Genomic DNA, 22,629 nt, shown 5'->3' with positions numbered 1-22,629 from the left:
TCCGTTATTGCCAAATCTCTCCCGCTTCTGCTGGCGCTCAGTCTGCTGCAGGGGAATCTGCCGCCGGCAGCCCCGCAGCTGCTGAGCAGGCCAGCCGCATCCCAACAACCGAGGAGGATTTCCATGGAACAATTACCTAAGAGAAGTGAAGTGCCCGCCGAGAACCGCTGGAAGCTTGAAGATATGTTTGCTTCAGAGGAGCAGTGGGATGCCGAATATAAGGAAGTCAAAGAGCTGATTGCCAGCGCCGCCGCCTTCCAGGGTAAGCTGGATTCGGCCGATACCCTCAAGAAGTGCTTCGAGCTGGACGACAAAATGTCGCTCCTGACTGAACGCCTCTATGTCTATGCGCATATGCGCCAGGATGAGGACACAGCCGCTCCGAAGTATCAGGCGCTCTCCCAGAAGGCCAAGAAGCTGGGCGTGGAAGCCGGAGAAGCCCTTTCTTTTGTGACACCGGAGATTCTGGCCCTGCCTGACGCAACACTGGACCAGTTCATCGCTGATCCTTCCCTGTCTGATTACACCTTCACACTGACGGAAATGAAGCGCGAGAAGGCGCATGTGCTGTCCAAGGCGGAGGAAGCCCTGCTCGCTCAGGTCGGTACGCTGGCCCAGGCCCCGCAGACCGTGTTCGGCATGCTGAACAATGCGGACCTGAAGTTCCCGAAGATCAAGAACGAAGAAGGCAAGGAAGTCGAGCTGACCCATGGCAGCTATATTCAGTTCCTTGAAAGTCCGGACCGTGAGGTGCGCAAGAATGCCTTCAAGGCGGTCTACGACACTTACGCCAAGCAGAAGAACACCATTGCCGCCACGCTGAGCGCGAATGTGAACAAGAACGTGTTCTACTCCCGTGTCCGCAAATACCCTTCCGTGCTGGAAATGTCCCTCTATGGCGACAATATTCCGAAGGAAGTCTACACGAACCTGATTGATACCATCCATGAGAGCCTGCCGCTGATGCACCGTTATATGAAGCTGCGCCAGAAGCTGCTGGGTGTGGATGAGCTACATATGTATGATCTGTTCGCTCCGCTCGTGGACGAATACAAGCTGGACATCACGTTCGATGAAGCCAAGAAGATCACCAAGGAAGGCCTTAAGCCGCTGGGCGAGGATTATCTGAGCGTACTGCAGCAAGGGTATGATAACGGCTGGATTGATGTGTATGAGAACGAGAACAAACGCACCGGCGCTTACAGCTGGGGAGCTTACGGCACCCACCCGTACGTGCTGCTGAACCACAACGATAACCTGAACAGCATGTTCACGCTGGCCCATGAGATGGGTCATGCCCTGCATTCGTACTATTCGGACACGGCGCTGAAGTACCGGGATGCGCAATACACGATTTTCCTGGCGGAGGTGGCTTCCACGACCAACGAGGCCCTGCTGATGGATTATCTGCTGAAGAAGTCTACCGATCCGAAGGAGAAAATGTACCTGCTCACCTATTACGCCGACCAGTTCCGCACCACGGTGTTCCGGCAGACGATGTTCGCTGAATTCGAGAAGATTATCCACCAGCGTGCCGAGGATGGCGAAGCGCTGACTCCGCAGGATCTGTCCGCCATTTACTACGACCTGAACGTCAAGTATTACGGCAAGGATATGGTGGTCGATAAGGACATCGAGATGGAATGGGCGCGGATTCCGCATTTCTATAACAGCTTCTATGTCTATAAATATGCTACCGGCTTCTCGGCGGCGACGAGCTTCTCCAAACAGATTCTGGAGGAGGGCAAACCGGCGGTGGACCGTTACCTCGGCTTCCTGAAGAGCGGCGGCAGTGATTATTCGATCAATATCCTGGCCAAGGCCGGCGTTGACATGTCCTCGCCTGAACCGATACGCGAAGCGATGAGCGTCTTCGAGAATGTAATTGAGCAGATGGAGCAGTTGACCAAATAAGCCGGAGCGCTTAGGATAACAGTAATCCCTTGCCCTACCCGGGCAAGGGATTTAGTTTGTCACACCGAACCGAGGAGGAATTCATATGAGATTTCAGTGGTCGCTAATATTAGGTTTGATCTTTGCCCTGTTGACTGCAATATTCGCAGTAATGAACGTTGATCCGGTGCCGGTTAATTTCGGCTTCGATGTGGTCAGCATCCCGCTGATTCTGATAATTCTGGGCTGCGCGCTGATTGGCGGCGTGGTCGTCGGTTCTTACGGCATCTACCGCCAGTATAAGCTGCAGAAGGAAATTAAGAGCCTGAAGACAGAGCTGGCCAAGCTCAGTGATGCCGGTAATGTTATGGATGTGCCAGGCGTTCAGGATGACCCCCTCCAGACGGAGGAACCCGCTCAGAGATAACCCATATAACGAATAGGAGGAACCCCCTTGCTTACCATTCATCCCAACGAAGAATATATTCTTACCCTGCTCCAAAAGCTGCTTAACACGCCCAGTCCCAGCGGCTTCACCGCCCAGGCGATGGCCCTGGTCGCTGAAGAGGCGGCTGCACTGGACATTCCGCTAAGCTGGAACGAAAAAGGCGGCGCGATTCTCACTGTGCCCGGACTGGATCCTTCCCGCACTATCGGCATCAGCGCCCATGTGGATACGCTCGGCGCGATGGTCCGCTCTATTAAGCCTAATGGCACGCTCCGCCTGACCTCGGTAGGCGGGTTCAGCATGCACAGTATTGAGAATGAATACTGCATCATCCATACGCGCAGCGGATTAACCTATACCGGTACGATTCTTACCAGCCACCCTTCGGTGCATGTCTATGCCGATGCGCGTGAGTTCAAGCGTTCCGAAGAGAATATGGAGATCCGTATCGATGAACGGGTCTCGACCAAAGACGATGTGCTCAAGCTGGGCATTGCTGTCGGCGACTTCATCTCGTTCGATGCCCGTCCTGTGCTTACGCCAAGCGGATATATCAAATCCCGCCATCTGGACGACAAAGCCAGCGTAGCCGCCCTGTTCGGGCTGCTGGAGAGCATCCGCCGCGAAGGCTGGAAGCCGTTGCATAACCTGTCCCTGCTCATCTCCAATTATGAAGAGGTCGGGCACGGCGCAGCCTGGATTCCCGACGGAATCCACGAGATGATTGCCGTCGATATGGGCGCAATGGGCGATGACCTGAGCTGCAAGGAGACCGATGTCTCAATCTGCGCCAAGGATTCCTCCGGCCCGTATGACTATACGATGACCAGCCGGATGATTGAGCTGGCGAATGCTCTGGCGATTCCGTTCGCGGTAGACATCTATCCGCAGTACGGCTCAGACGCCTCTGCCGCCCTGCGCGGCGGCAACAACATCCGGGCCGCGCTGATCGGTCCAGGCGTCCATGCCTCCCATTCCATGGAGCGGACCCACAAAGATGCTGTGCTCAACACAGCCAAACTGCTGGCCGCTTATGTCGGCACGAACTGAGAGCTGGCGATAGCCAGGCATAAATAGAAATACAACAAAAAGAGCTGCACCGGCTCATGTGAATGGCTGGTGCAGCTCTTTTTCGGTTATATTGCGGTTAAGGCCATACCTGCTCAAGCTTATCTGCATAGAACATGATCGCCTTCTTGTAATCCTGGATGCCCGCATCGGCGGAGGAATCCGCAAGCAGCTTAAGCAGCAGCTCCATCGCCTCCGTGTGCGCACCGAGATTATGCAGGGCCATCGCCAGAAAAGCCTTAAATTCCGCACGCTGCGGGAATTCAAGGACACCCTGCTCCAGCAGCGCCCGGGACTCGGCATACTGCCCCAGCGTCCGGTAGGTGCTGCCCAGGCCCAGCATAGCCCCTGCCTTCTGCTCATCATCCGGCAGACCCAGAGCAAGGCTCTGCTCGTAATAGGGCACCGCCTCACGCTCCAGGCCCAGGACATCATGCGTCCACGCCAGCTGATAATGCAGCTCTGCATTGCTGCTATCTGCCGGCAGTAGCTGAAGCAGCATCGCCCTGGCCTCTTCCGCGCGGCCGGAGGAGCGCAGCGCCACAGCGGCTTCGATTGAATGGTTCACGGTTACTGGCTCCTTCCTTCTTATTTATCTCTCCCTTATGTTACTTCCCGGCGATCTTCTCAGCCAGCTCGTTCAGATAGGTCCAGCGCTCCATCAGCCGCTCCAGTTCAGCCTCTCCCTGCCGCTGCTGCTCTACCAGCTCCTGCAGCCTGCCGGAGTCAGCGAAGGCCGCCTCCATCTGTGCCGTAATGTCGGCCAGATGCTGCTCCGCCTGCTCGATCGCCTCATCGATTCCCTCATATTCGCGCTGCTCCTTGAAGGTGAACTTCAGCTTCTCGCGCGGCGCGGCGGCTGCCGGAGCCTGCCCGCCTTCCGGGGCGCCGGAGCCCGTGCGTCCGGAGCCGGTGTCTGCCTTGCCGGAGCTCCCGCCTACAGCGGACGGCACGTTCTTCGCCAGCCACTCTTCATATTCCGTATAGTCCCCGACATGCAGGCGGATCGTCCCTTCCTCGAAGGCAATCAGCTTATCCACCGTCCGGTCCAGGAAGTAGCGGTCATGCGATACGGTGAAGACGACGCCCGGGAATTCATCCAGGTAATCCTCCAGCACAGCAAGTGTGCCGATATCCAGATCATTTGTCGGCTCATCCAGCAGCAGCACGTTCGGGGCACCCATAAGGACGCGCAGCAGGTACAGACGTCTTTTCTCGCCGCCGGAGAGCTTGGAGATTGGGGTCCACTGCATGGCTGGCGGGAAAAGGAAGCGTTCAAGCATTTGCGCCGCAGTGATGACACTGCCGTCCGCCGTTCTGATGATCTCCGCCTCTTCCTTCACATATTCAATCGCCCGCAGGCTAAGGTCCATATCCTGATGCTCCTGAGTGAAGTAGCCGAGCTTGACGGTGGCCCCCAGCTCCACCTGGCCGCTGTCAGGCGTAAGCTTGCCCGCAATCAGGTTCAGCAGGGTCGATTTGCCGCTGCCGTTCTTGCCGACAATCCCGACCCGGTCCTGCGGCACAGCGATATAGGACAGATCCTTGATCAAGGTCCGGCCGTCCAGTGATTTTGTGAGATTCTGAATTTCGATGATTTTGCGGCCCAGTCTGGTGGAGGCCACGGAGATATCCAGCGAAGAGGAGGAAGCCCCGCCCACGCTAGCCTTCAGCTTCTCGAAGCGGTCAATCCGCGCCTTCTGCTTGGTTGAGCGGGCCTTGGCTCCGCGGCGGATCCAGGCCAGCTCGGTGCGCAGCAGATTCTTGCGCTTCTGCTCCTCCGAGGCCTCGCGTTCCTCGCGTTCCGCCTTCAGCTCCAGGAAGCGGGAATAGTTCGCTTCGTAGCGGTACAGATTCCCGCCGTCCAACTCCAGCATTACTCCCGCTACTCTCTCCAGGAAATACCGGTCATGCGTAACCATCAGCAGCGCGCCGCGCCGCTTCTGCAGATACTGCTCCAGCCAGGCTACGGAATCCGTATCAATATGGTTCGTAGGCTCATCCAGAATCAGCAGCTCCGAAGGTGTAATCAGCGCAGCTGCCAGTGCCACGCGCTTGCGCTGCCCGCCGGAGAGGCTCTCCATCCGCGCATCGAACCCGGTAATGCCGAGCTTCGTCAGGACGGTCTTGGCCTCGCTCTCCAGCTGCCAGGCACCGGCGGCATCTATAGTCTGGCTGGCTTTGACCAGCCTGCGCTCCAGCTCCGCATCTCCCGGCTGCTGCTCCAGCAGCGCGAGAATCTCCATATACTCCCGCATCGCGGCAAGCCCCGGGTCGTCTCCGGCGAATACCTGCTGCAATACGGTATTGTCAGGCTCATAAGGCGGGTTCTGGGCCAGATACTGCACGCGCACATCGTTGCCGATGGCAATCTGTCCTTCATCCGCAGTCTCCAGCCCGGCAATGATTTTCAGAAAGGTTGATTTCCCTGTGCCGTTGACCCCGATTACTCCAATCTTATCCCTGTCATCCATGCCGAAGGAGGCATCGCGGAACAGGGTCTTCTCCCCGTAGCTTTTGGAGAGATGTTCCACCGTCATAATATTCATCAGTTGTCCTCGCTTGCCTTATATTTTAAAGGGCGGAAGCTCTTCCGGCGCAGCATGGAGACTGCCCAGTGCCCCGGTCATGAAGAGCCCCGCCGCGAACTTCGCCCGCTTATCCGCATCCGCCTCCGCAAACCCGGGATTGAACAGGATATCCATCTTCAGACGGTCCAGAATCCCGATGTAGGACTGCGCCATCAGCTCCGGCTCGGTGGCTCCCCCCTCCAGCAGCACCTTCACCACTGCCTGCATGTAGGCTTCCATGAACTCGGCCATATAGGCTACCAGCTCAGGATTATTGTTGGGTGCGCGGAAGAACAGCTTCGTATGCTGCTTGCGTTCGTAATAATAGAACAGATGATGCCGGGCAATGACGGAGAGCTTCTCTGTCAATGTGGAGCAGGTGGCCAGCTTCTGTTCAAGCTGCTCCAGGAACCCTTCACAATCCCGGCGGGTGACGGCCATGAACAGCTCTTCCTTGCTTTTGAAATACAAATACACCGTTCCCTTGGCAATTCCGGCACCCTCTGCTACTTCCGACATCTTCGTTTCATAGAAACCGCTCGAACCGAAAAGCTCATAAGCGGCATCCAGAATCGCTTCATGTTTGTCTATAGATGCGCTGCTCAACGGTTCACCTCCCCGCAAAATAGAATGAACAATGTACTCCATATTATAACGCAGGCGGGAGTAATCCGCGCTGCCTTTATCCTATGTAACTCACCAGCAGCGCCACACCGCCGCCTATTACAGAACTTACCGCATTCACCGCATCATTGTCCATCCAGCGCCAGCCTCTGGCGAATACCGTCTGCTTCCCGCAATGGGACGAGGCTTCGACCTCGCGGCCGCAGACTGTGCAGCGGTTCATCCGCTGTACCGTGGCACCCAGAACCGAGTCGGCAAAAGCTCCCGCAAGCCCGCCCAGCAGTCCGGCAAGAACAAGCAGCAGCAGCGGATGGGGCGTCATGCCGGAGGCCAGCCGCAGCGCCCAGGAGGAAGCGCCGATCAGCGCCCCTCCTGCCGCTGCTGCAAGTGTACCCGGCAGGGATACACCGCCGGAGGTGCCCGCCTGCAGCACCTTCCCGTTCAGCACCGAGCGCGGCGGCCGCTTGGCCAGTGTTCCGATCTCTGTCGCCCACGTATCTGAGGTCACAGTCGCCATCACACCGATGAACAGGAAACCCCACATTTCCAGCGGATATATCGTGTTCAGCAGGACCAGCAGCATCCCCAGCCCGCCATTGGCGAAGACCTGGCCGGCGTCCCGGCGTCCGGTTTTGTCATAGGTAGCCTCCAGCTCCGCCTTATTCTCATGGTGCAGCTTCGACAATAAGGAGGAAGAGATGAAGAACACCAGCAGGATGCCGAACCAGAACAGATTGCCCGCACCAAAGTAGATTGTCCCCATCAGAACAGCGGCCAGCATTCCGGAGAAGCTGAGTGACTGCTTCCAGTACGCGGCCCCGGCGACCAGCAGCGCCCCGCAGCCCCCGATCAGCCATTGCAGCACTTCAAGTCCAGAGCGCATCGCCCTAACCGATCAGGCAGGTGCCCAGCAGCTTCCCGCCCCAGAACAGCTCGAACGAATCGCCGGTAACCACTGGACCTACGCCGGCGGGCGTTCCGGTGAAGATAATATCGTCCTTGCCGAGCCCGTAGCGGGCGGCGATGAAGTCGACGATTTTTTGCAATGAGAAAATCATGTTCTTCACGTTCCCCCGCTGAACCTCCACCCCGTTCTTAAGGACGGTGAAATCGGTGGCCTCCAGCTCCTCCTGCTCAGGCAGAGCGATATATGGCGTGAGCGGAGCCGCATTCTTGAAGCCCTTCGCGGGCGTCCAGGGCAGGCCTTTGCGCTGCAGGTCATTATGCACATCACGGAGCGTGAAGTCGAGGCCCAGCGCCATGACGTCCACCAGCTCCTGCACACTCATTCCCGGCACATAGTCACGCGCAATGCGCAGCACCAGCTCCCCTTCATAATGGATCAGGCCGGCATCCTTGGGCAGTTGGATAATCGCCTTATCCAGTGCTACTGCCGCATGGGACGGCTTCAGGAAGATCAGCGGCTCCGCCGGGACCTGATTGCCCAGCTCTTCTGCATGTAATCGGTAATTACGTCCCACACAGTATACATTTCTGACAGTGCCACTCATTGATCTTCAGCTCTCTTTCATTCATGAATTTGTAGGGGAACAAGCACAATTATAATTCGCTCAGGCCTTCAAAAAGATATCGCCCCAGATATCCGGCCGGTTCGTGCAGATCATAATATCGGAATGCATGGCGGACAGGCGGCGCATCTCCTTGCCTTTGTTCACGGTCCAGGCCATAATCTTCACACCCTGCTCCGCCAGCGTCTTCGCCAGCACCGGACTGAGCCGGCCTGAGCTGATCGATAACAGGGAGCAGCCCAGCTCATGCAGCTTCCCGGCGGGATCACCAGACCTGGAATCGTAGATCAGGCCTGTACGAAACCTGGGGTCCAGTTCCTTGATCCGCTGCAGAACCCCGGGGTCGAACGAAGTAAGCACCACATCCTCACGCATGCCCCTTGCGTTCACCAGATCAATCACCGCCTGCTCCAGACCGGGATACATCTCCCCCCGTGTCTTCAGTTCAATGTTCAGCCGCAGCCGCCCCGAGGCCAGGGCGAGAATCTCCTCTAAGGAAGGCACCCGCTCTCCGCGAAAAGCACGCCCCTTCCAGCTCCCCGCATCCAGCCGCCGCATGTGTTCATAATCCATATCCTTCACCTTGCCGTGTCCGTTCGTGGTGCGGTCGAGCGTGAAGTCATGGATGACGACCGGCACCCCATCCTTCGTCAGCTGCACATCAATCTCCATCCAGCGTACATACGGCAGAGCCAGCGCCATCCGGACGGCAGCCAGTGTATTCTCAGGGGCTTTGCCGGAAAAGCCGCGGTGGGCGACACACATATTGTTCATCATCACAAGCACCTCCGGCAGAAAAAGAATCTGTTCAGGTGTTCAGCTTGCCCGCCTATTTCACGGCTTGGACAACCGTGCCGTCATTGCGGACCCGGATCAGGCCGGAAGAGATGGATTGCATTCTGTGCAGCAGAAGCTGCCCGTCCGCTTCATTCATCGGCACCGGCTGGGCCAGCTCGGCATCCATCGGCTTCAAGGTGAGTGAGCATTGCCCCTGCTTGCTGCATTCCGCCTGGAATACCGCGGTCTCCCAAGTCGCCGGGACGGAACCGCGTGTGAAAATGAAATTGCCTGTGCTGTAGGCGATCCATTTGCCCTTGTACGGCTCGATTCCCTGCAAGACATGCGGATGGCCGCCCATCACCAGATCAGCTCCGGCATCGATGAAGCTGCGGCCCAGCCCCTGCTGGGTCTTGTCATATTGTTCCATGCGCTCCCGTCCCCAATGCACGACAACGACAACCAGATCAGCCTTCTGCTTCGCTGCGGCAATCGCCTTGAGGGCTTCCGCACTGTCGTACACCGAGGCCAGGCCCGGCTTGCCCGTTTCGGCCTTCCATTCAATCACCGGCATCACCCGGGTGAAGCCCAGCAGGGCAATCTTAATTCCCTTACGCTCAAAATACTGTGCTGAATACGCCTCCTGGCTGTTCTTCCCGGCCCCCACATGCGGGATGCCCCGGTCGTTCAGGTGCTTCAGGGTATCCAGCAGCCCTTCTTCCCCCTGGTCGAGCGTGTGGTTGTTCGCCAGATTAACCGCGTCGATTCCGGCCGCTTTGAGCGCATCCAGCGCCTTGGGCGGGCCCTTGAATACAAACTGCTTGTTCTTGGCTCCTACCCCGCGTGTAGTAATCGGAGTCTCCAGATTGACGACCGTCAGATCATCCTTCTTGAACATGCCGTCCAGTGCACTGTAAGAATAATCATAGCCCTTCTGCTCCAGCAGTGCGCCCGCTTTGCCGCTGAAGATAATATCTCCGGCGAAGCTCAGCTTCACTGTCTTGCCGGTGTTGTTCTCCGGTAACCCGGAGACCAGACCGCCGGGATTGCCCGCTGTTGCCGGTGTGGCCTGCGCTACCGGTGGTGTCTCGGACGCAGCTGCCTGCTCTGACGGAACCGGTGTAGCAGTGGCTTCCGCTGTTGGCTCTGGCGTTGCCTGGGCCGCAGGAGTCTCCGCTTGAGCAGGCTCTGGTGTAGATGGCTGCGGTGTGGCTGTCACTTCTGCTTCAGGTGTTGCCACTGCATCCGGTGCAGCGCCGGCATCAGCTTCCGGTGAAGACGCGGCTGCGGACGCTGCTGGCGGGGGAGCCGCGCTCCGCTGAGCTCTATCATCCATAAACAAATAGGCGAGCGCAGCGGTAATCATCAGCAGCAATGCTACGTTAATCCAGGCCCAAGCCCTTCTGCGCCGGCGCCTGCTGCTGCGTTTCTTGCCTTGTCTACTGCCTGATCTCGGCGGATACATGAGTCCAAGTAATCTCCTTTAACCATAAAGTGTTTCTATTATAGCATATCTATCAGGTACCGCTCCAAGGCCCGCCCCGCTGCAAGTGGAAACGGCTTTCCCGTCCTTTTAAAGGGCGGTTCCGTTTCAGCGAGAAATATAAGGATAAGTTATCGTGTGCAACATATAAATTCTTATATTTTAAAAAAAAGGTGAAGCGCTCCTGCTCCGCTTCACCCTTCCCTCACTTAGGCTATACCGTTGCTGCTGGTTCCGGCTGCTGCTTCAGCGCGGCTGCGGCCGCCTCCACGGTAAGCTTCGCCTGCTTGATGCAGTCCGGCATCCCTATACCATCATAGCCGGCACCAAAGGCATAGACCCCCGGCAGCTTCTGGGCCAGATCGCCGCGCAGAGCGGCAATCCGGCCCGGATGTCCGACCGGATATTGCGGCATGGACGACCTCAGCCGGGTAATCTCGGTGAACAGCGGTGCGGCGCTGATTCCCATGATCTCCTTCAAGTCCTTGCGCACCAGCCCGGCCAGCGCCTCATCCGGCAGATCCACATTCTGTTCATCGCCTGAACGTCCAACGTAACAGCGCAGCAGCACTTTATCCTCAGGGCTGGTGTGCAGCCACTTGGTAGAGGTCCACGTGCAGGCGGTGATGTTCCGCCCCTCCTTGCGCGGCACCAGGAAGCCTGAGCCGTCATACTCGGTATCAATATCCTTCTTATCGAAAGCCATAACTACATTAGCCACAGACACATAGTTCACTGCGTCCAGCGCCGATACATCCACATGCGGACGAAGCAGTTCGGCGGCAACGAAATTCTGTACAGTGATATAGATATCATCCGCCTCCAGCCGCTCGCCGTTCTCCAGCTCAATCTCATAGCGGGCCGGGGCGGAAGAAGCCTCTTCCCGGACACTAATGCTTACCGCTCCTGTGCCGGTGATCTGCCGGATATCCTGCAACTCCTCGATCAGGGCCTCTATCAGACTCTGCAGCCCGCCCCGGAAGGTGAGGAAGGCGCTCTTCTTAGTCCCCGTGTGAGTCTCCACCGGCTTCCTGCCCGTCGTCATCCCGCGGATAAGGCTGCCGTAATTGCGCTCCACCTCGCCGAACTGCGGAAAGGTCGCCTGGAGGCTGATTTTGCGCATATCGCCTGCATAGATGCCGGCGAGCAGCGGCTCTGTCATATTCTCCAGCACCTCAGTACCCAGCCGGCGCTCAATCAGATCGCCCAGCGCTTCATCCTCCGTGCTGCGGCGCGGCGGAATCACGAAATCCATCATCGCCCGCAGCTTGCCGCCGAAGGAGACGAGCCCGCTCTGCAGGAACGGCTTCAGCTCTGTAGGAATCCCCAGCACCAGTCCCGCAGGCATCGGATGAAGCTTGCCGCGCTGCAGGATATAGGTCTTCTTGGCATTCGGATTCGTCGTCACCAGCTCATCGCCCAGCCCCACTTCCTTGGCCAGATCGCTCATAGCGGTCTTGCGGGCCAGGAAGGAGTCGGGGCCCTTCTCGATGACGAAGCCTTCCTTGCGCAGCGTCTCAATTTTGCCGCCAAGAGCCTTGTCCTTCTCAATCACGGTGATCTCAGGCTGAACGCCGGCTTCACCGTACAATTTACGGACGTAGTGCGCCGCAGTGAGACCGCTGAGGCCGCCGCCGATGATCGCTATTCTGCGGGGAGTGCCCGTCATGGCTGCTTCACCTTCAGCTCTTGTGCCTTCTTGCGTACCACATCGGCAAGCACCGACATATAAGCCGGGTCGCTGTTCAGCGAATCAATCCGCAGCAGCCGCAGATCCAGCTCAGAGGCCAGAGCCTGCGCCTCGATGTCCAGATCGTACAGCACCTCCAGATGGTCGGAGACGAAGCCGATGGGAGCGGACAGCACATATTTCACCTGGGTCTCAGACAGCTCGCGGAGCGTATCCAGGATGTCCGGACCCAGCCACGGCTCCGCTGTCCGGCCCGCACTCTGCCAGGTGAACTGCCAGGATTCTACACCGGCCTGGGCGGCAATGGCCCGGGAAGTCTCCAGCAGCTGGTCACGGTACGGATCGCCCATGGACAGAATGCGCTCAGGCAGGCTGTGTGCACTGAACAGCACACGCACCTCATCGCGCACGGCACCCGTCTCCTCGAATTCATCCAGCTTGGCGGTCACTCTCCGGCTAAGCACATCGATCAGCTCGGGATGCAAATGGTAGCTCTCCACGAACTCCATATGAATGCCGCTGGCTTCAGCCTTCTCCTTGGCACGCTTAATGTAGGTGCCCACGCTCATGACCGAGTAATGCGGGGCCAGAACAATGCCGATGGCCTGCGTGATTCCGTCACGGACCATCGCCTCCACGCCATCCTCAATGAACGGTCTGGCATGCTTCAGCCCCTGGTAGCAGACATAACGGATCTGCCCGCTGTTCAGCTTGGCCTGCAACGCCTCCACCTGACGGTCTGTATTCTCCCTGAGCGGGAACACCCCGCCGACGATCGCCTTATAGCGGTCAGTCAGCTCCTTCAGCTGTTCCGGTGAGGGCGCATGTCCCCGGCGGATATGCGTATAATAAGCCTCGATATCCTCAAGACTCTCAGGCGTGCCGTACGACATCACGAGTACTCCAATTTTGGTGGTCACGGTGTCCATCCCCCTTTTCACTGTTTGAATTAGCTCTGCTTCATTGCCGCTGCCGAATATTCATGCACGTAATCCGTTAATTCCTTTAGCGTGTCCAGTGAGGCTTCCGGGAATAACCCGTGGCCCAGATTGAAAATATACCCCGGCTGCTGAATCCCTTCATCGATCAGTTCCCTGGCCCGCGCCTTCAGTACATCCATAGGTGCAGTCAGCAGATAAGGGTCCAGATTCCCCTGGACAGCAAAGCCCCCGCCGGTTCTGCGCCGTCCTTCAGTAATGCTTACCCGCCAGTCCAGTCCGATGACATCGGCCTGCAGCTCGGTCAGGCAGGGGAGCAGCTCCCCGGAGCTGACACCCGGGAAATAAATCTTTGGAACATCCAGATCAGACAGCTCGGAGAAAATCCGGGTGATCGTCGGCAGCACATACTGCTCGAAATCGCGCGGTGCCAGCGCCCCGACCCAGCTGTCGAACAACTGGAACGCCTTCCCGCCGCTGCGGACATGGGCGCGCAGATAGGCGATCACCATATCGCCCAGCTTGTCCATCAGCTTCTCCCATACCTTGGGCTGGCTGAACATCATCTCTTTAGTGCGGTGATAGCTCTTCGAGGGACGGCCCTCAATCAGATAACTGGCAATCGTGAACGGGGCTCCGGCAAAAGTAATCAGCGGCACCTCCAGCTCCCTGTCCAGCAGGGCGATTGTCTCCAGAATGTGGCCCAGATCGCCCTCCACATCAATGGGCTTCAGCAGGTCTACATCCTTGGCTGAGCGGATCGGGTTCTCAATGACCGGCCCGACATTCTTCACGATGTCGAAATCCACACCCAGCGAAGCTACCGGATTCATAATATCGGAATACAAAATCGCCGCATCCACCCCCAGCTTGCGCACAGGCATCAGGGTCACCTCGGCGGCAAGCTCGGGCTGTCTGCAGATTTCCAGCAGCGAGTATTTCTCTTTGATGGTACGGTAGTCGGGATCATACCGGCCGGCCTGCCGCATGTACCATACGGGGGTGTACTCTGTGTCCTGCCGTCTGCAGGCACGGATAAAAGTGTCGTTGTAGGTCATGATAAGATCTCCATTAGATTTGATAGAATGCTGTGATTAAACACATATCATTATTATGCCCCTTTTGAAAGCGGCTAACAACTCCCGGACGCTTCCGGGAATGACAATCCGATGACATAACTATGATAAGTGTTGCATTAACTCGCTGAAAAAATATGATATACTGATATAATGTCGACTTTTCGTGAAGTATTTTGCAAGAAATTTCAGAAAGGAAGTGAAAAGCACTTTGAAGAATTGGGAGACCTGGAAAATCAACCTCATGGTGCTTTGGTTTGGCCAATTTCTGGTAAATGCCGGGATGACTATGATTACCCCGTTTCTGTCCCTCTATCTCGCGAAAGACCTGGGGGTGACCGGCGACCGGGCCATCGGGATGTGGGCGGGGCTTATTTTTGCCGCCAACTTCCTGACCTCGTTCATCTTTCAGCCGCTGTGGGGCAAGCTCGCCGACAAATACGGCCGCAAAATTATGCTCCTGCGCTCCAGCTTCGGCATGGCGATTGTTATTGTGCTGATGGGCTTCGCCCAGTCCCCGCTGCAGCTGCTGCTGCTCCGGCTGCTGAACGGAACCATCTCCGGCTTCAATCCCGCCTCTGTCGCGCTGGTCTCAGGCACCACACCGAAACCGAAGATGGGCTTCGCGATGGGTCTGATGCAGTCCGGCGCGGTAGCCGGAACGATTCTCGGGCCGCTGATGGGCGGCTTACTGGCGGACTGGATCGGGTTCCGCCCGATTTTCTATGTGGTCGGTGCACTTCTGTTCGTTGCTTCACTGCTGGCATTATTCCTGGTCAAAGAGAAATTCGACCGCGTAGAAGCAGCACAGGTGCCCCAGGTATCCGTGCTGGAAGGCTTCAAGGAGCTGGCGAAGGTGCCGCAGCTTCCCGCCTTGTTCGGCGTAACTTTTCTGCTGCAATTCGCTATGGTCAGCCCGATGTCGCTGTTACCGCTCTATGTAGAAAAACTGCACGGCACTACTGTGGACCTTGCCTTCTGGGCAGGTATGGTCAGCGCCGTGACCGGTATCTCGAATATGCTCGCCTCGCCGCTGCTCGGCAAGCTCAGCGACAAGGTCGGGGCGCACCGGATATTGACCTACGCGCTGATCGGCGCGGCCCTGTTCCTGATCCCTCAAGCCTTCGTCACCAGCGTCTGGCAGCTGATCCTTGTGCGCTTCATGATGGGCGTCTTCATGGGCGGACTGCTGCCCAGCGTCAACGCCCTGATCCGCTCTTATACGCCTGACGGCAAGGAGAGCCGGGCGTTCGGCTTCAACAGCAGCACCCTTGCGCTCGGCAATATGCTTGGTGCATTGATCGGCGGCTTCCTGTCCGGCTATATCGGCATTGAAGGACTGTTCATTATCTCCGGCGCCTTTCTGCTGATCAATACAGTCTGGGTGCGGATCAAGCTATACAAGAAGACTGAACCCCGGCTATTCCGTTAGGGGGCTGCTTCTCTATAACAGGTGCGGCAAGGACAGGTGCTGCTGCGGGACAAGCTATTTCACCATCGCGAGTGCCAGTCCGTCATAGGCGGGCAGCAGAGTGCTGGTCAGGCGGGGATCGCCTGCGATCATCTCATTGAAGCGGCGCATCGCCTGCACCGCGGGTCCGTTCTTCTCCGGGTTAAGCGTCCGGCCGCGCAGGAAAATGTTATCCCCGGCAATGATCGCCCCCGGCGAAGCCAGCCGGATGGCATATTCCAGATAATTCGGATAGTTCTCCTTATCGGCATCGATGAAGAAGAAATCATACTTTTGGCCCTGTGCTTCCAGCAGCTTCAGGCTGTCCAGCGCAGGGCCAATCTTATACTCCACCCGGTCGCCGAAGCCTGCCTGCTGCAGATGGCGCTCTGCCAGCGCTGCATATTCTGCGCGGAGCTCCAGTGACGTGAGGCTGCCCTGCTGCTGGAGGCCGCGGCACAGACAGATTCCACTGTACCCGCCAAGCGCTCCGATCTCCAGCAGGCGGGTGGAACGGGAGAGGGCCACCAGCATCGTCAGCAGCCTGCCGTAGCCCGGAGCAATCGATACCTCCGGCATGCCGTTTGCGGCGATGGCTGCTTTGACCTGTAATAATAATTCATCCTCTGTATATAGCTGTTCGCTGTATTCTTCCTGATTCTGCATACTTGATTCTCCTTCAGGTATCATGTTGAGTCTTGCGGACGGGCATTGTGCAGAGCCCTTCATTCCCCTATACTGAGAACTGAACATTACAACGATTCAGCGGTTCATGGCGGGAACAGGCTTCCCCCATTGTACTGGCTATAAGGTTGTAACCACAAGTTAAACGGAGTTGAGCGCATTTGGGCAAATTGCAATTGATCGCCACCGCCCCCATGGGGCTGGAGGCTGTAGTGGCAAGAGAATTGAACGGACTGGGTTATGAGACCACCGTTGAGAATGGCAGAGTCCTGTTCTGCGGGGATTATATCGATATCTGCCGCTGCAATCTGTGGCTTCGTACCTCGGACCGGGTCCTGGTCAAGATGGGCCAGTTCCCGGCCAAGACCTTCGATGAGCTGTTTGAAGGCGTGAAGGCCATCAACTGGGAGGATTGGATTCCCGAGAACGGCGAATTCCCGGTTGAAGGACGCTCGCACAAATCCCAGCTGACCAGTGTCCCGGCCTGCCAGGGTATCGTCAAGAAGGCGATTGTCGAGAAGCTGAAGCAGTCGTACCGTACCGAATGGTTCCCTGAGAACGGTCCCCGGTATGTGATTGAGGTCATCCTGCTGAATGATATCGCGCTGATCACGCTGGATACAACCGGACCGGCGCTGCACAAGCGCGGCTACCGCCGTCATGCCACCGAAGCGCCGCTGAAGGAGACGATGGCGGCGGCACTGATCCAGCTCAGCCGCTGGAACGGCCAGCGTCCCCTGTTCGATCCCTGCTGCGGATCAGGCACGATCCTGATTGAGGCTGCGATGATCGCCTGGAATATTGCGCCGGGCCTGCGCCGCTCGTTCCCTTCCGAGCATTGGCCGGAGATTCCGCAGCGCCTCTGGGAGGAGGCCCGCGAGGAAGCGTTCGACGCCGTGCGCGACGACTATCCGCTGCAGCTGACCGGAACGGATATCGATCCGGCGGCGATTGAGATCGCGGAAGCAGCCGCGAAGAGCGCCGGGCTGTCCGGCGAGATCACCTTCAAGCATATGGCCGCCGCCAAGGCCCGCCCCGAAGGCGAATACGGCTGCATCATCACCAACCCGCCTTACGGCGAGCGGATCAGCAATGACAAGGAAGTAGAGAAGCTCACCCGCCAATTCGGCGAGATGATGCTCTACCTGCCGACCTGGTCCTTCTTCGCCATCAGCCCGTACAAGGAGTTCGAGCAATACTACGGCCGCAAGGCGGACAAGCGCCGCAAGCTGTACAACGGCCGGATCGAATGCCAGTACTATCAGTACCTGGGCCCGCTGCCTCCGCGCAAGTAGCGTGAACGGCGCAGGTTAGCTAGTTAGCTTGAACAACTATGGAACTGGACCGGTGACGGCTCGAACCCTCTCCGGCGTCTGCTGAACAGATTTAATTAAAGTAACTACGCCTTAAGAAGCCTTAAGTCCCCTGAAGCACTCTGTGCTGTGGATTTAAGGCTTTTTTCTCAATAAGCTGCTGCTGATGCATCATTTTCGCACCGACAGTTGGCCCGCTCACCCCCGTAGCTGCACATTGTATGTTGTTTTTCACATACATTCTCCACGCTCATCCCCGCAATTGCACATTGTATGTTGTTTTCCACATACATTCTCCACGCTCATCCCCGCAATTGCACATTGTATGTTGTTTTCCACATACATTCGCGGGTGGAATCAGACCTTAAACCAGATCTGGGCTTTGCAGCGAACCTATATACTCATAGTAAATAATTCGCTCTGATACTCCTCGAGCTACAGGGCGAAATTTACCTTTATCCACCAATATGCGGCTGTACTTAATGACTGTCGCGGTTTGCAGTTCAAGCTCTCTCGCAGCATTCCCCGGACGAAGAACACGATTGTAACGGATAGCTAATCGCATTAAATCCCGTTCAATTCTGGAATAAGCTTTTTCTGTACTCCGATTTGCAGGTTCAGCCGACAAATAAGGAAACAAAAGGTTCCGCAGTGCGGAAAGGATAAAAGATGGATTATCTTTCATCTCGTCCAGAGAGATATAGAGCACCATGCAATCTTGTGATTGCAGGAATAGACCCCGATTCAGGTCCATCCGGTATTTGCTCCGGTCCGTGCCATGCGACCCAAAATCCATAATCTCAAACGCAATGCGCGAAGATCCAACCTTCCATAGTAAATCGACAAAATAGGATCTGCCGCGCCAGTCCTTTACTTCGTATTCCGGATGCAGTCCGTGAAAATGTCCGGCAAGCGGCCACCATACACTTTCGACGAATAAGCGGTTCCCGTAGCCATGCCCCCGCTTCAGCGCATCTAGCCGCTCCCCCTTTCTTCGTTTGAGATGATTGCTTAACCATTGTTCATGCTCTCCAGCAAAGCCCATTTCAGTCCCCCCCACTTAGCATTGGAATTAATCTCACAACGCACAAAACCCCGCCTCCTTCTGAATAGAAGGGAGCGGGGCATTCTTTGCCGCGTTAAATTACACCTAAAATTAGTGTCCCACTTTTAGGCAACGAATGCAAGTTAAAAGTAGTAATATAGAGTTAGAAATTCCTCATCTATAAAAATCAACAAGTGCTTATTGGTATTTGGTGGACAAACCCCATTATTCATTTCTACCCCCTCGACTATAAAGAATGTATATTGTTTTCAGCATACATTTGCCACGCTCACCCTTGCAGCTACACATTGTATGTTGTTTTTGACATACATTTCCTCCGTTCACCCTCGTAGCAACACACTGTATATTGTTTTCCACATACATTGGCCACGCTCACCCCCGCAGCTACACATTGTATATTGTTTTCGACATACATTTGCCACGCTCACCCTTGCAGCTACACATTGTATGTTGTTTTTGACATACATTTCCTCCGTTCACCCTCGTAGCAACACACTGTATATTGTTTTCCACATACATTTGCCACGCTCACCCCCGCAGCTACACATTGTATGTTGTTTTCCACATACTTTGCCCCACTCACCCCCGCAGCTACACATTGTATGTTGTTTTCCGCATACATTCGACCCACGCTCCCCCACACCGCCCAATGTGTTCACTTTTCCGCATACATCCGCACAAACCAAAACAGCCCCCGCCAAAAAAGCGGGGGCTGCACGATGCAGATGCTGCCGGCGCAGCAGATCGGAATTACTTCTTCTCTGCCGGCTGTTTGACGAAGGCGGCCGCTTTGGCCAGCACCTCATCCTCGGACGGTCCGCTGATGTAGCGGCCGTTGATGTAGACAAACGGGCGTTTGCCGCATGGGCCGCAGTAGGAGATGCAGCCTGTCTTAATCTCGGCGTCCGGCGCCATTTTCATCAGCTTGGGCACGATGCTTTTCATTTTGATATGATTGCATTCGTCACAGATTCTAATATCGTTAGCCATGAAGCAACCCTTCTTTATGTCCGTAAAATACGGGCGAATCCATTAGTGATCGCCATGATTTCCTTTAGACGGATTAGTAATCACGAAGCCTTCTTCGGGGAAGTAGAGATAATCGATCTTCACGCCATCCAGCAGCGGCTGGTCCTTGTCCAGAATGACATCGATTTCCTTGTCGGTGGAGATCACGACATCGTTCTCCTTAGGCGTGTCCAAATCCAGGCCGTAGTGGGCATGGTCGCCATGGGCATGAGTAACCGCTACACGCAGTTTAAGCTCGCTGTTGCCTTCCAGCTCCATTGTTTTCTTTATCACTTTAGCCGCGTTGCGGGTAATTTTGACGTTCATCCTGTTCCATCTCCCAAGCATCTATAGTTTAAATACTCAATAATTCATTTTAAGGAATCGCGGCGGATAAAGCAACCATTAGCTACAGATCCCATCTAAATCCGCTCTGCTCTCCTGCAAATAGTCGCTAAAACGTCATCTTCCCTGCTTCACCGCCGCATATTTACGGTCCATCCGCGCAGTGAACCAGCCCATCAGCAGCATCGTCACCCCGATATCGTCAATCGGAACGAATGGCATGACATCCGGCAGCACCCAGTAGAGCAGCGCGGGGATAGTGAACAGCAGCTTATCAGCCAAGGCAACATTAGGGGAAACAAGATAATGCCAGGAGCTGCGGAATATATGAGACCATTGTTTGAGTGACAACAGTTTTCTGAATTTCACGATTAGCCCTCCCTGCTCATCATTCTAATTAGAAAAAGGGCACAGCCGCTCAACACCTGTCGAAGGATAGCGGCCGCACCCTTTGCTGTAGTTTACGCAATTGTGCAGGAAACGTTTCAGTTTTAAGCTAAAATTTGATCGATCGCATCGCCATAATACAAGCTTAATCGACAATCTACTCAGTCACCTTCACATCGTCGATCCGTGCGGTGCTGGAGTGCATCCGCAGCCCAATCAAGCCACCGGCCGGCTGTGCCGCCGGATCGGTCCACTCGATCAGCTGCACGCCGCCCGCCGATGCTGTAATCGTACTGTCGCTGACGCTCACCTTCAGCTCTGTCCACTGGCCGGGGATAACGGCAGTATTCGTGCTGCTGACCACGGTAAGCGTGCCGGCGGTTTTTTTGAGCAGCTCCGCCTTGTCGCCTGAATCATTCAGCCGAAACAGGTAGTAATTGGAAGCATCTGCATAACGGAACAGCAGCCCTACGTTGCCGAATGTATTCAGCAGCTTAACCCGGGCCGAATACGTGTAATTCCTCCAGGCCGCATCTCCAGTGTAAGCAAGCGCCTCACCGCTCCCGGAAGTCTGCGATAACGTGCGGGTCCCGTCTTCCGTCACGCTCCAGGCTCCCCCGGAGGTGGTCCAGCCGCTGTAATCATTATCCTCGAAGTCGTCCTGGAACAGCGTAGCCGGTGGTGTAATTGTCCCTTGGAACTCATAAGCCCCGATATCCGGCGCACCGTTATAGAGCGGATTCCCGAAATAGTCCAGACCACCATTGTCCGGGACAGATACACCTGCGTGGATCAGCGGGGAGGACGGGAGCAGCTTATAGCCGTCTGCCGATTCGCGTCCGGTTGCGGTGCCGGGGCTGGCGAGCCCGGGGTTGCCGGTGATTTTGTAGGGATCGCTTGGGACGCCCGCATTCGCGCCGTAGAAGCTGTTGTGGCTGTACGTCATTCTAGGGCTGTTCGTGTATTGTCCGCTGGCGGCATTATAGAAAATATTGTTCGTGTAGTAGACCATCCCTGTATTACTCGCATGGGTCAGCGCCCGGTTCTGCGTGCCGGAACGGTAGATGATATTGTTGTAGATGTGCAGATTGCCCCCGCCGCTCAGCAGATGGAACGCCCCGTTGCCGTCCAGGTCATTCTGGCTGATGTTGTAGCGGAAGATGTTGTTGTTCGTGTTGTTCATGACGAGCAGGGTGCCGCCTTCGTTGTTGTAGCTGTAATTGTACTGGTAAATGCTGTCATGCACCTCAACGTCGAAGTCCCACGGCTGGCCGTCCCCCTCCAGCATCCGGGTATCCGAAGCCTCATTGTACTGGAAAAGCGCGCCGGTCGTATAATAAGCCCACTGTGCCGCCACGACAGCAATGTTGTCCAGATAATTCACCACGGCAGGGTCAATGTCGCAAGCTTCGCCGATGGACTTCGTCTTGTTGTATTCGATCAGCGGGGACACAGCGGCTCTGACCAGGATACCGTCCCGGTGGATTCGCTCCACGGTATTGCCGCGGATGACCACACCCCGGAAGGCGTCAAATTTATGCGTCCAGGCATTGTTGAGAAAAGCATCCGTCATCGTCTGAATCCCCGTATCCGCCACGTTGATCACCGTATTGTTCTCGATCAGGATACCATCCCAGGTGCTCTCCGGCGCGGAGCCCGATCCGCGCGCATGGAAGTTAATGCCGCCTGTCCGGCGGTCTGTGCCGAAGATATCGTGGATATCGAGACCGCGGATTACAATATGCCGGAAATCCCCGGCTCCTGTGCCTTCACCAACGACCAGCACTCCGCTCCGGCGCATGTCGGTGGCGTGCTGCCCGCTTGTGATTTCCAGGTTGTTAATCTCCCAGTAGGAGACATTGCGCAGCCGGACACCGAAGCCTTCGCCGCCTGCGGCTGTGTTGCCGAAGTTAATCAGCGGCTTGGCGCCGCTGCCGTAGCGGTCCACCGTAATCGGACTGCCCTCTGTCCCGGAGCCGTGCAGGTCCAGATACTGGTCATTCCATACGCCGCCTGCCTTGAGCAGAATCCGGTCGCCCGGATTGAAGGTCATGCTGTTCACCTTGCCTAGCGTCTTCCAGGCCGCTGCTTCACTGGTGCCTGAGTAGCTGTCGCTGCCCTGGACGGCATCGACATAATAGGTGGTTCCGGCAGCGGAAGCAGCCGGTCCTGAAATGCCTGATCCGAGACCGAGCAGCAGCACGAAAATCATCACCAGCATGGGAAGCCTTCGCCGCCTGCCGGTATTGCGGGGAGAATAGCCGTTAGAGCCTGTCACAT

General features: G+C 56.4%; 21 protein-coding genes. 5 read left to right on the top strand and 16 right to left on the bottom strand.

Going from position 1 to position 22,629, the window contains the following annotated elements; translation table 11 throughout:
* Nucleotides 1-123: 123 nt before the first annotated feature.
* The 3 genes from pepF to MHI24_RS27000 all read left to right on the top strand — a co-directional run bounded on the left by pepF (nucleotide 124) and on the right by MHI24_RS27000 (nucleotide 3,391).
* Nucleotides 124-1,914 (top strand): oligoendopeptidase F, encoded by a 1,791-nt coding sequence (pepF, locus tag MHI24_RS27010; protein ID WP_340026809.1) that lies wholly within the window; start codon nucleotides 124-126, stop codon nucleotides 1,912-1,914.
* An 85-nt stretch (nucleotides 1,915-1,999) separates the two neighbouring features.
* Nucleotides 2,000-2,320, top strand: a complete 321-nt coding sequence (locus tag MHI24_RS27005; protein WP_340022633.1) for a lipopolysaccharide assembly protein LapA domain-containing protein — start codon at nucleotides 2,000-2,002, stop codon at nucleotides 2,318-2,320.
* A 27-nt stretch (nucleotides 2,321-2,347) separates the two neighbouring features.
* The gene (locus MHI24_RS27000; protein ID WP_340022632.1) at nucleotides 2,348-3,391 is read left to right on the top strand and encodes a M42 family metallopeptidase; all 1,044 of its coding nucleotides are present in this window, start codon (nucleotides 2,348-2,350) and stop codon (nucleotides 3,389-3,391) included.
* A gap of 97 nt (nucleotides 3,392-3,488) precedes the next feature.
* On the opposite strand, the gene MHI24_RS26995 is transcribed toward MHI24_RS27000, so the two are convergent.
* The 10 genes from MHI24_RS26995 to hemE all read right to left on the bottom strand — a co-directional run bounded on the left by MHI24_RS26995 (nucleotide 3,489) and on the right by hemE (nucleotide 14,078).
* Nucleotides 3,489-3,977 carry a tetratricopeptide repeat protein gene (locus tag MHI24_RS26995; RefSeq protein ID WP_340022631.1) on the bottom strand — a complete coding sequence of 163 codons (489 nt, stop codon included), beginning with the start codon at nucleotides 3,975-3,977 and terminating at the stop codon, nucleotides 3,489-3,491.
* A 40-nt stretch (nucleotides 3,978-4,017) separates the two neighbouring features.
* A complete protein-coding gene (locus MHI24_RS26990; protein WP_340022630.1) occupies nucleotides 4,018-5,958 on the bottom strand; it encodes an ABC-F family ATP-binding cassette domain-containing protein in 1,941 nt (646 codons plus the stop codon).
* A gap of 18 nt (nucleotides 5,959-5,976) precedes the next feature.
* Nucleotides 5,977-6,585: a TetR/AcrR family transcriptional regulator gene (locus tag MHI24_RS26985; RefSeq protein WP_340022629.1), complete on the bottom strand. Its 609-nt coding sequence runs from the start codon at nucleotides 6,583-6,585 to the stop codon at nucleotides 5,977-5,979.
* Nucleotides 6,586-6,661: 76 nt separating this feature from the next.
* Nucleotides 6,662-7,465, bottom strand: a complete 804-nt coding sequence (locus tag MHI24_RS26980) for a DUF92 domain-containing protein (RefSeq protein ID WP_340026808.1) — start codon at nucleotides 7,463-7,465, stop codon at nucleotides 6,662-6,664.
* 25 nt (nucleotides 7,466-7,490) lie between these two features.
* Nucleotides 7,491-8,114: a fumarylacetoacetate hydrolase family protein gene (locus MHI24_RS26975; RefSeq protein WP_340022628.1), complete on the bottom strand. Its 624-nt coding sequence runs from the start codon at nucleotides 8,112-8,114 to the stop codon at nucleotides 7,491-7,493.
* Nucleotides 8,115-8,174: 60 nt separating this feature from the next.
* Nucleotides 8,175-8,906 carry a glycerophosphodiester phosphodiesterase family protein gene (locus MHI24_RS26970; RefSeq protein WP_340026807.1) on the bottom strand — a complete coding sequence of 244 codons (732 nt, stop codon included), beginning with the start codon at nucleotides 8,904-8,906 and terminating at the stop codon, nucleotides 8,175-8,177.
* A gap of 55 nt (nucleotides 8,907-8,961) precedes the next feature.
* Entirely contained in the window at nucleotides 8,962-10,374 is a 1,413-nt protein-coding gene (locus MHI24_RS26965; protein WP_340022627.1) for a CapA family protein, read from the bottom strand.
* Nucleotides 10,375-10,606: 232 nt separating this feature from the next.
* Nucleotides 10,607-12,061, bottom strand: a complete 1,455-nt coding sequence (hemG, locus tag MHI24_RS26960) for a protoporphyrinogen oxidase (protein ID WP_340022626.1) — start codon at nucleotides 12,059-12,061, stop codon at nucleotides 10,607-10,609.
* A complete protein-coding gene (gene hemH / locus MHI24_RS26955) occupies nucleotides 12,058-13,002 on the bottom strand; it encodes a ferrochelatase (protein ID WP_340022625.1) in 945 nt (314 codons plus the stop codon). The genes hemG and hemH overlap by 4 nt, the downstream gene beginning before the upstream one ends.
* A 29-nt stretch (nucleotides 13,003-13,031) precedes the next feature.
* Nucleotides 13,032-14,078 carry a uroporphyrinogen decarboxylase gene (hemE, locus tag MHI24_RS26950; protein WP_340022624.1) on the bottom strand — a complete coding sequence of 349 codons (1,047 nt, stop codon included), beginning with the start codon at nucleotides 14,076-14,078 and terminating at the stop codon, nucleotides 13,032-13,034.
* A 229-nt stretch (nucleotides 14,079-14,307) separates the two neighbouring features.
* Here hemE and MHI24_RS26945 point away from each other — a divergent pair, with 229 nt between their 5' ends.
* Nucleotides 14,308-15,528, top strand: a complete 1,221-nt coding sequence (locus MHI24_RS26945; protein ID WP_340022623.1) for an MFS transporter — start codon at nucleotides 14,308-14,310, stop codon at nucleotides 15,526-15,528.
* 54 nt (nucleotides 15,529-15,582) lie between these two features.
* Here the strand turns inward: MHI24_RS26945 and MHI24_RS26940 are convergent, their stop codons facing one another.
* Nucleotides 15,583-16,212, bottom strand: coding sequence for an O-methyltransferase (locus tag MHI24_RS26940; RefSeq protein WP_340022622.1), 630 nt, complete (start codon nucleotides 16,210-16,212; stop codon nucleotides 15,583-15,585).
* A 179-nt stretch (nucleotides 16,213-16,391) separates the two neighbouring features.
* Between MHI24_RS26940 and MHI24_RS26935 the strand changes: the two genes are divergently transcribed.
* On the top strand, nucleotides 16,392-17,525 hold the full coding sequence (locus MHI24_RS26935) for a class I SAM-dependent RNA methyltransferase (RefSeq protein ID WP_340022621.1): 1,134 nt from the start codon (nucleotides 16,392-16,394) through the stop codon (nucleotides 17,523-17,525).
* A gap of 382 nt (nucleotides 17,526-17,907) precedes the next feature.
* On the opposite strand, the gene MHI24_RS26930 is transcribed toward MHI24_RS26935, so the two are convergent.
* The 5 genes from MHI24_RS26930 to MHI24_RS26910 all read right to left on the bottom strand — a co-directional run bounded on the left by MHI24_RS26930 (nucleotide 17,908) and on the right by MHI24_RS26910 (nucleotide 22,627).
* Nucleotides 17,908-18,588 carry a hypothetical protein gene (locus MHI24_RS26930; protein WP_340022620.1) on the bottom strand — a complete coding sequence of 227 codons (681 nt, stop codon included), beginning with the start codon at nucleotides 18,586-18,588 and terminating at the stop codon, nucleotides 17,908-17,910.
* Nucleotides 18,589-19,359: 771 nt separating this feature from the next.
* Nucleotides 19,360-19,599 (bottom strand): DUF1450 domain-containing protein, encoded by a 240-nt coding sequence (locus tag MHI24_RS26925; protein WP_340022619.1) that lies wholly within the window; start codon nucleotides 19,597-19,599, stop codon nucleotides 19,360-19,362.
* A gap of 42 nt (nucleotides 19,600-19,641) precedes the next feature.
* Nucleotides 19,642-19,944 carry an iron-sulfur cluster assembly accessory protein gene (locus MHI24_RS26920; protein ID WP_340022618.1) on the bottom strand — a complete coding sequence of 101 codons (303 nt, stop codon included), beginning with the start codon at nucleotides 19,942-19,944 and terminating at the stop codon, nucleotides 19,642-19,644.
* 135 nt (nucleotides 19,945-20,079) lie between these two features.
* Entirely contained in the window at nucleotides 20,080-20,331 is a 252-nt protein-coding gene (locus MHI24_RS26915; RefSeq protein ID WP_340022616.1) for a hypothetical protein, read from the bottom strand.
* Nucleotides 20,332-20,506: 175 nt separating this feature from the next.
* On the bottom strand, nucleotides 20,507-22,627 hold the full coding sequence (locus tag MHI24_RS26910) for a family 16 glycoside hydrolase (protein ID WP_340022615.1): 2,121 nt from the start codon (nucleotides 22,625-22,627) through the stop codon (nucleotides 20,507-20,509).
* Nucleotides 22,628-22,629 lie beyond the last annotated feature (2 nt).

Origin of the sequence: Paenibacillus sp. FSL K6-1096, from assembly GCF_037977055.1 — a bacterium.
Classification (GTDB): Bacteria; Bacillota; Bacilli; order Paenibacillales; family Paenibacillaceae; genus Paenibacillus_AQ.
Note: the sequence above shows the minus strand (reverse complement) of the source record. Positions and strands in the feature narration are given on the sequence as shown.

Bases quoted from the DNA above. Each gene is read 5' to 3' on its own strand.
- pepF (WP_340026809.1), top strand. From the start codon at position 124: ATGGAACAATTACCTAAGAGAAGTGAAGTGCCCGCCGAGAACCGCTGG.
- MHI24_RS27005 (WP_340022633.1), top strand. From the start codon at position 2,000: ATGAGATTTCAGTGGTCGCTAATATTAGGTTTGATCTTTGCCCTGTTG.
- MHI24_RS26990 (WP_340022630.1), bottom strand. From the start codon at position 5,958: ATGAATATTATGACGGTGGAACATCTCTCCAAAAGCTACGGGGAGAAG.
- MHI24_RS26975 (WP_340022628.1), bottom strand. From the start codon at position 8,114: ATGAGTGGCACTGTCAGAAATGTATACTGTGTGGGACGTAATTACCGA.
- MHI24_RS26970 (WP_340026807.1), bottom strand. From the start codon at position 8,906: ATGAACAATATGTGTGTCGCCCACCGCGGCTTTTCCGGCAAAGCCCCT.
- MHI24_RS26965 (WP_340022627.1), bottom strand. From the start codon at position 10,374: ATGTATCCGCCGAGATCAGGCAGTAGACAAGGCAAGAAACGCAGCAGC.
- hemG (WP_340022626.1), bottom strand. From the start codon at position 12,061: ATGACGGGCACTCCCCGCAGAATAGCGATCATCGGCGGCGGCCTCAGC.
- hemE (WP_340022624.1), bottom strand. From the start codon at position 14,078: ATGACCTACAACGACACTTTTATCCGTGCCTGCAGACGGCAGGACACA.
- MHI24_RS26940 (WP_340022622.1), bottom strand. From the start codon at position 16,212: ATGCAGAATCAGGAAGAATACAGCGAACAGCTATATACAGAGGATGAA.
- MHI24_RS26930 (WP_340022620.1), bottom strand. From the start codon at position 18,588: ATGGGCTTTGCTGGAGAGCATGAACAATGGTTAAGCAATCATCTCAAA.
- MHI24_RS26925 (WP_340022619.1), bottom strand. From the start codon at position 19,599: ATGGCTAACGATATTAGAATCTGTGACGAATGCAATCATATCAAAATG.
- MHI24_RS26920 (WP_340022618.1), bottom strand. From the start codon at position 19,944: ATGAACGTCAAAATTACCCGCAACGCGGCTAAAGTGATAAAGAAAACA.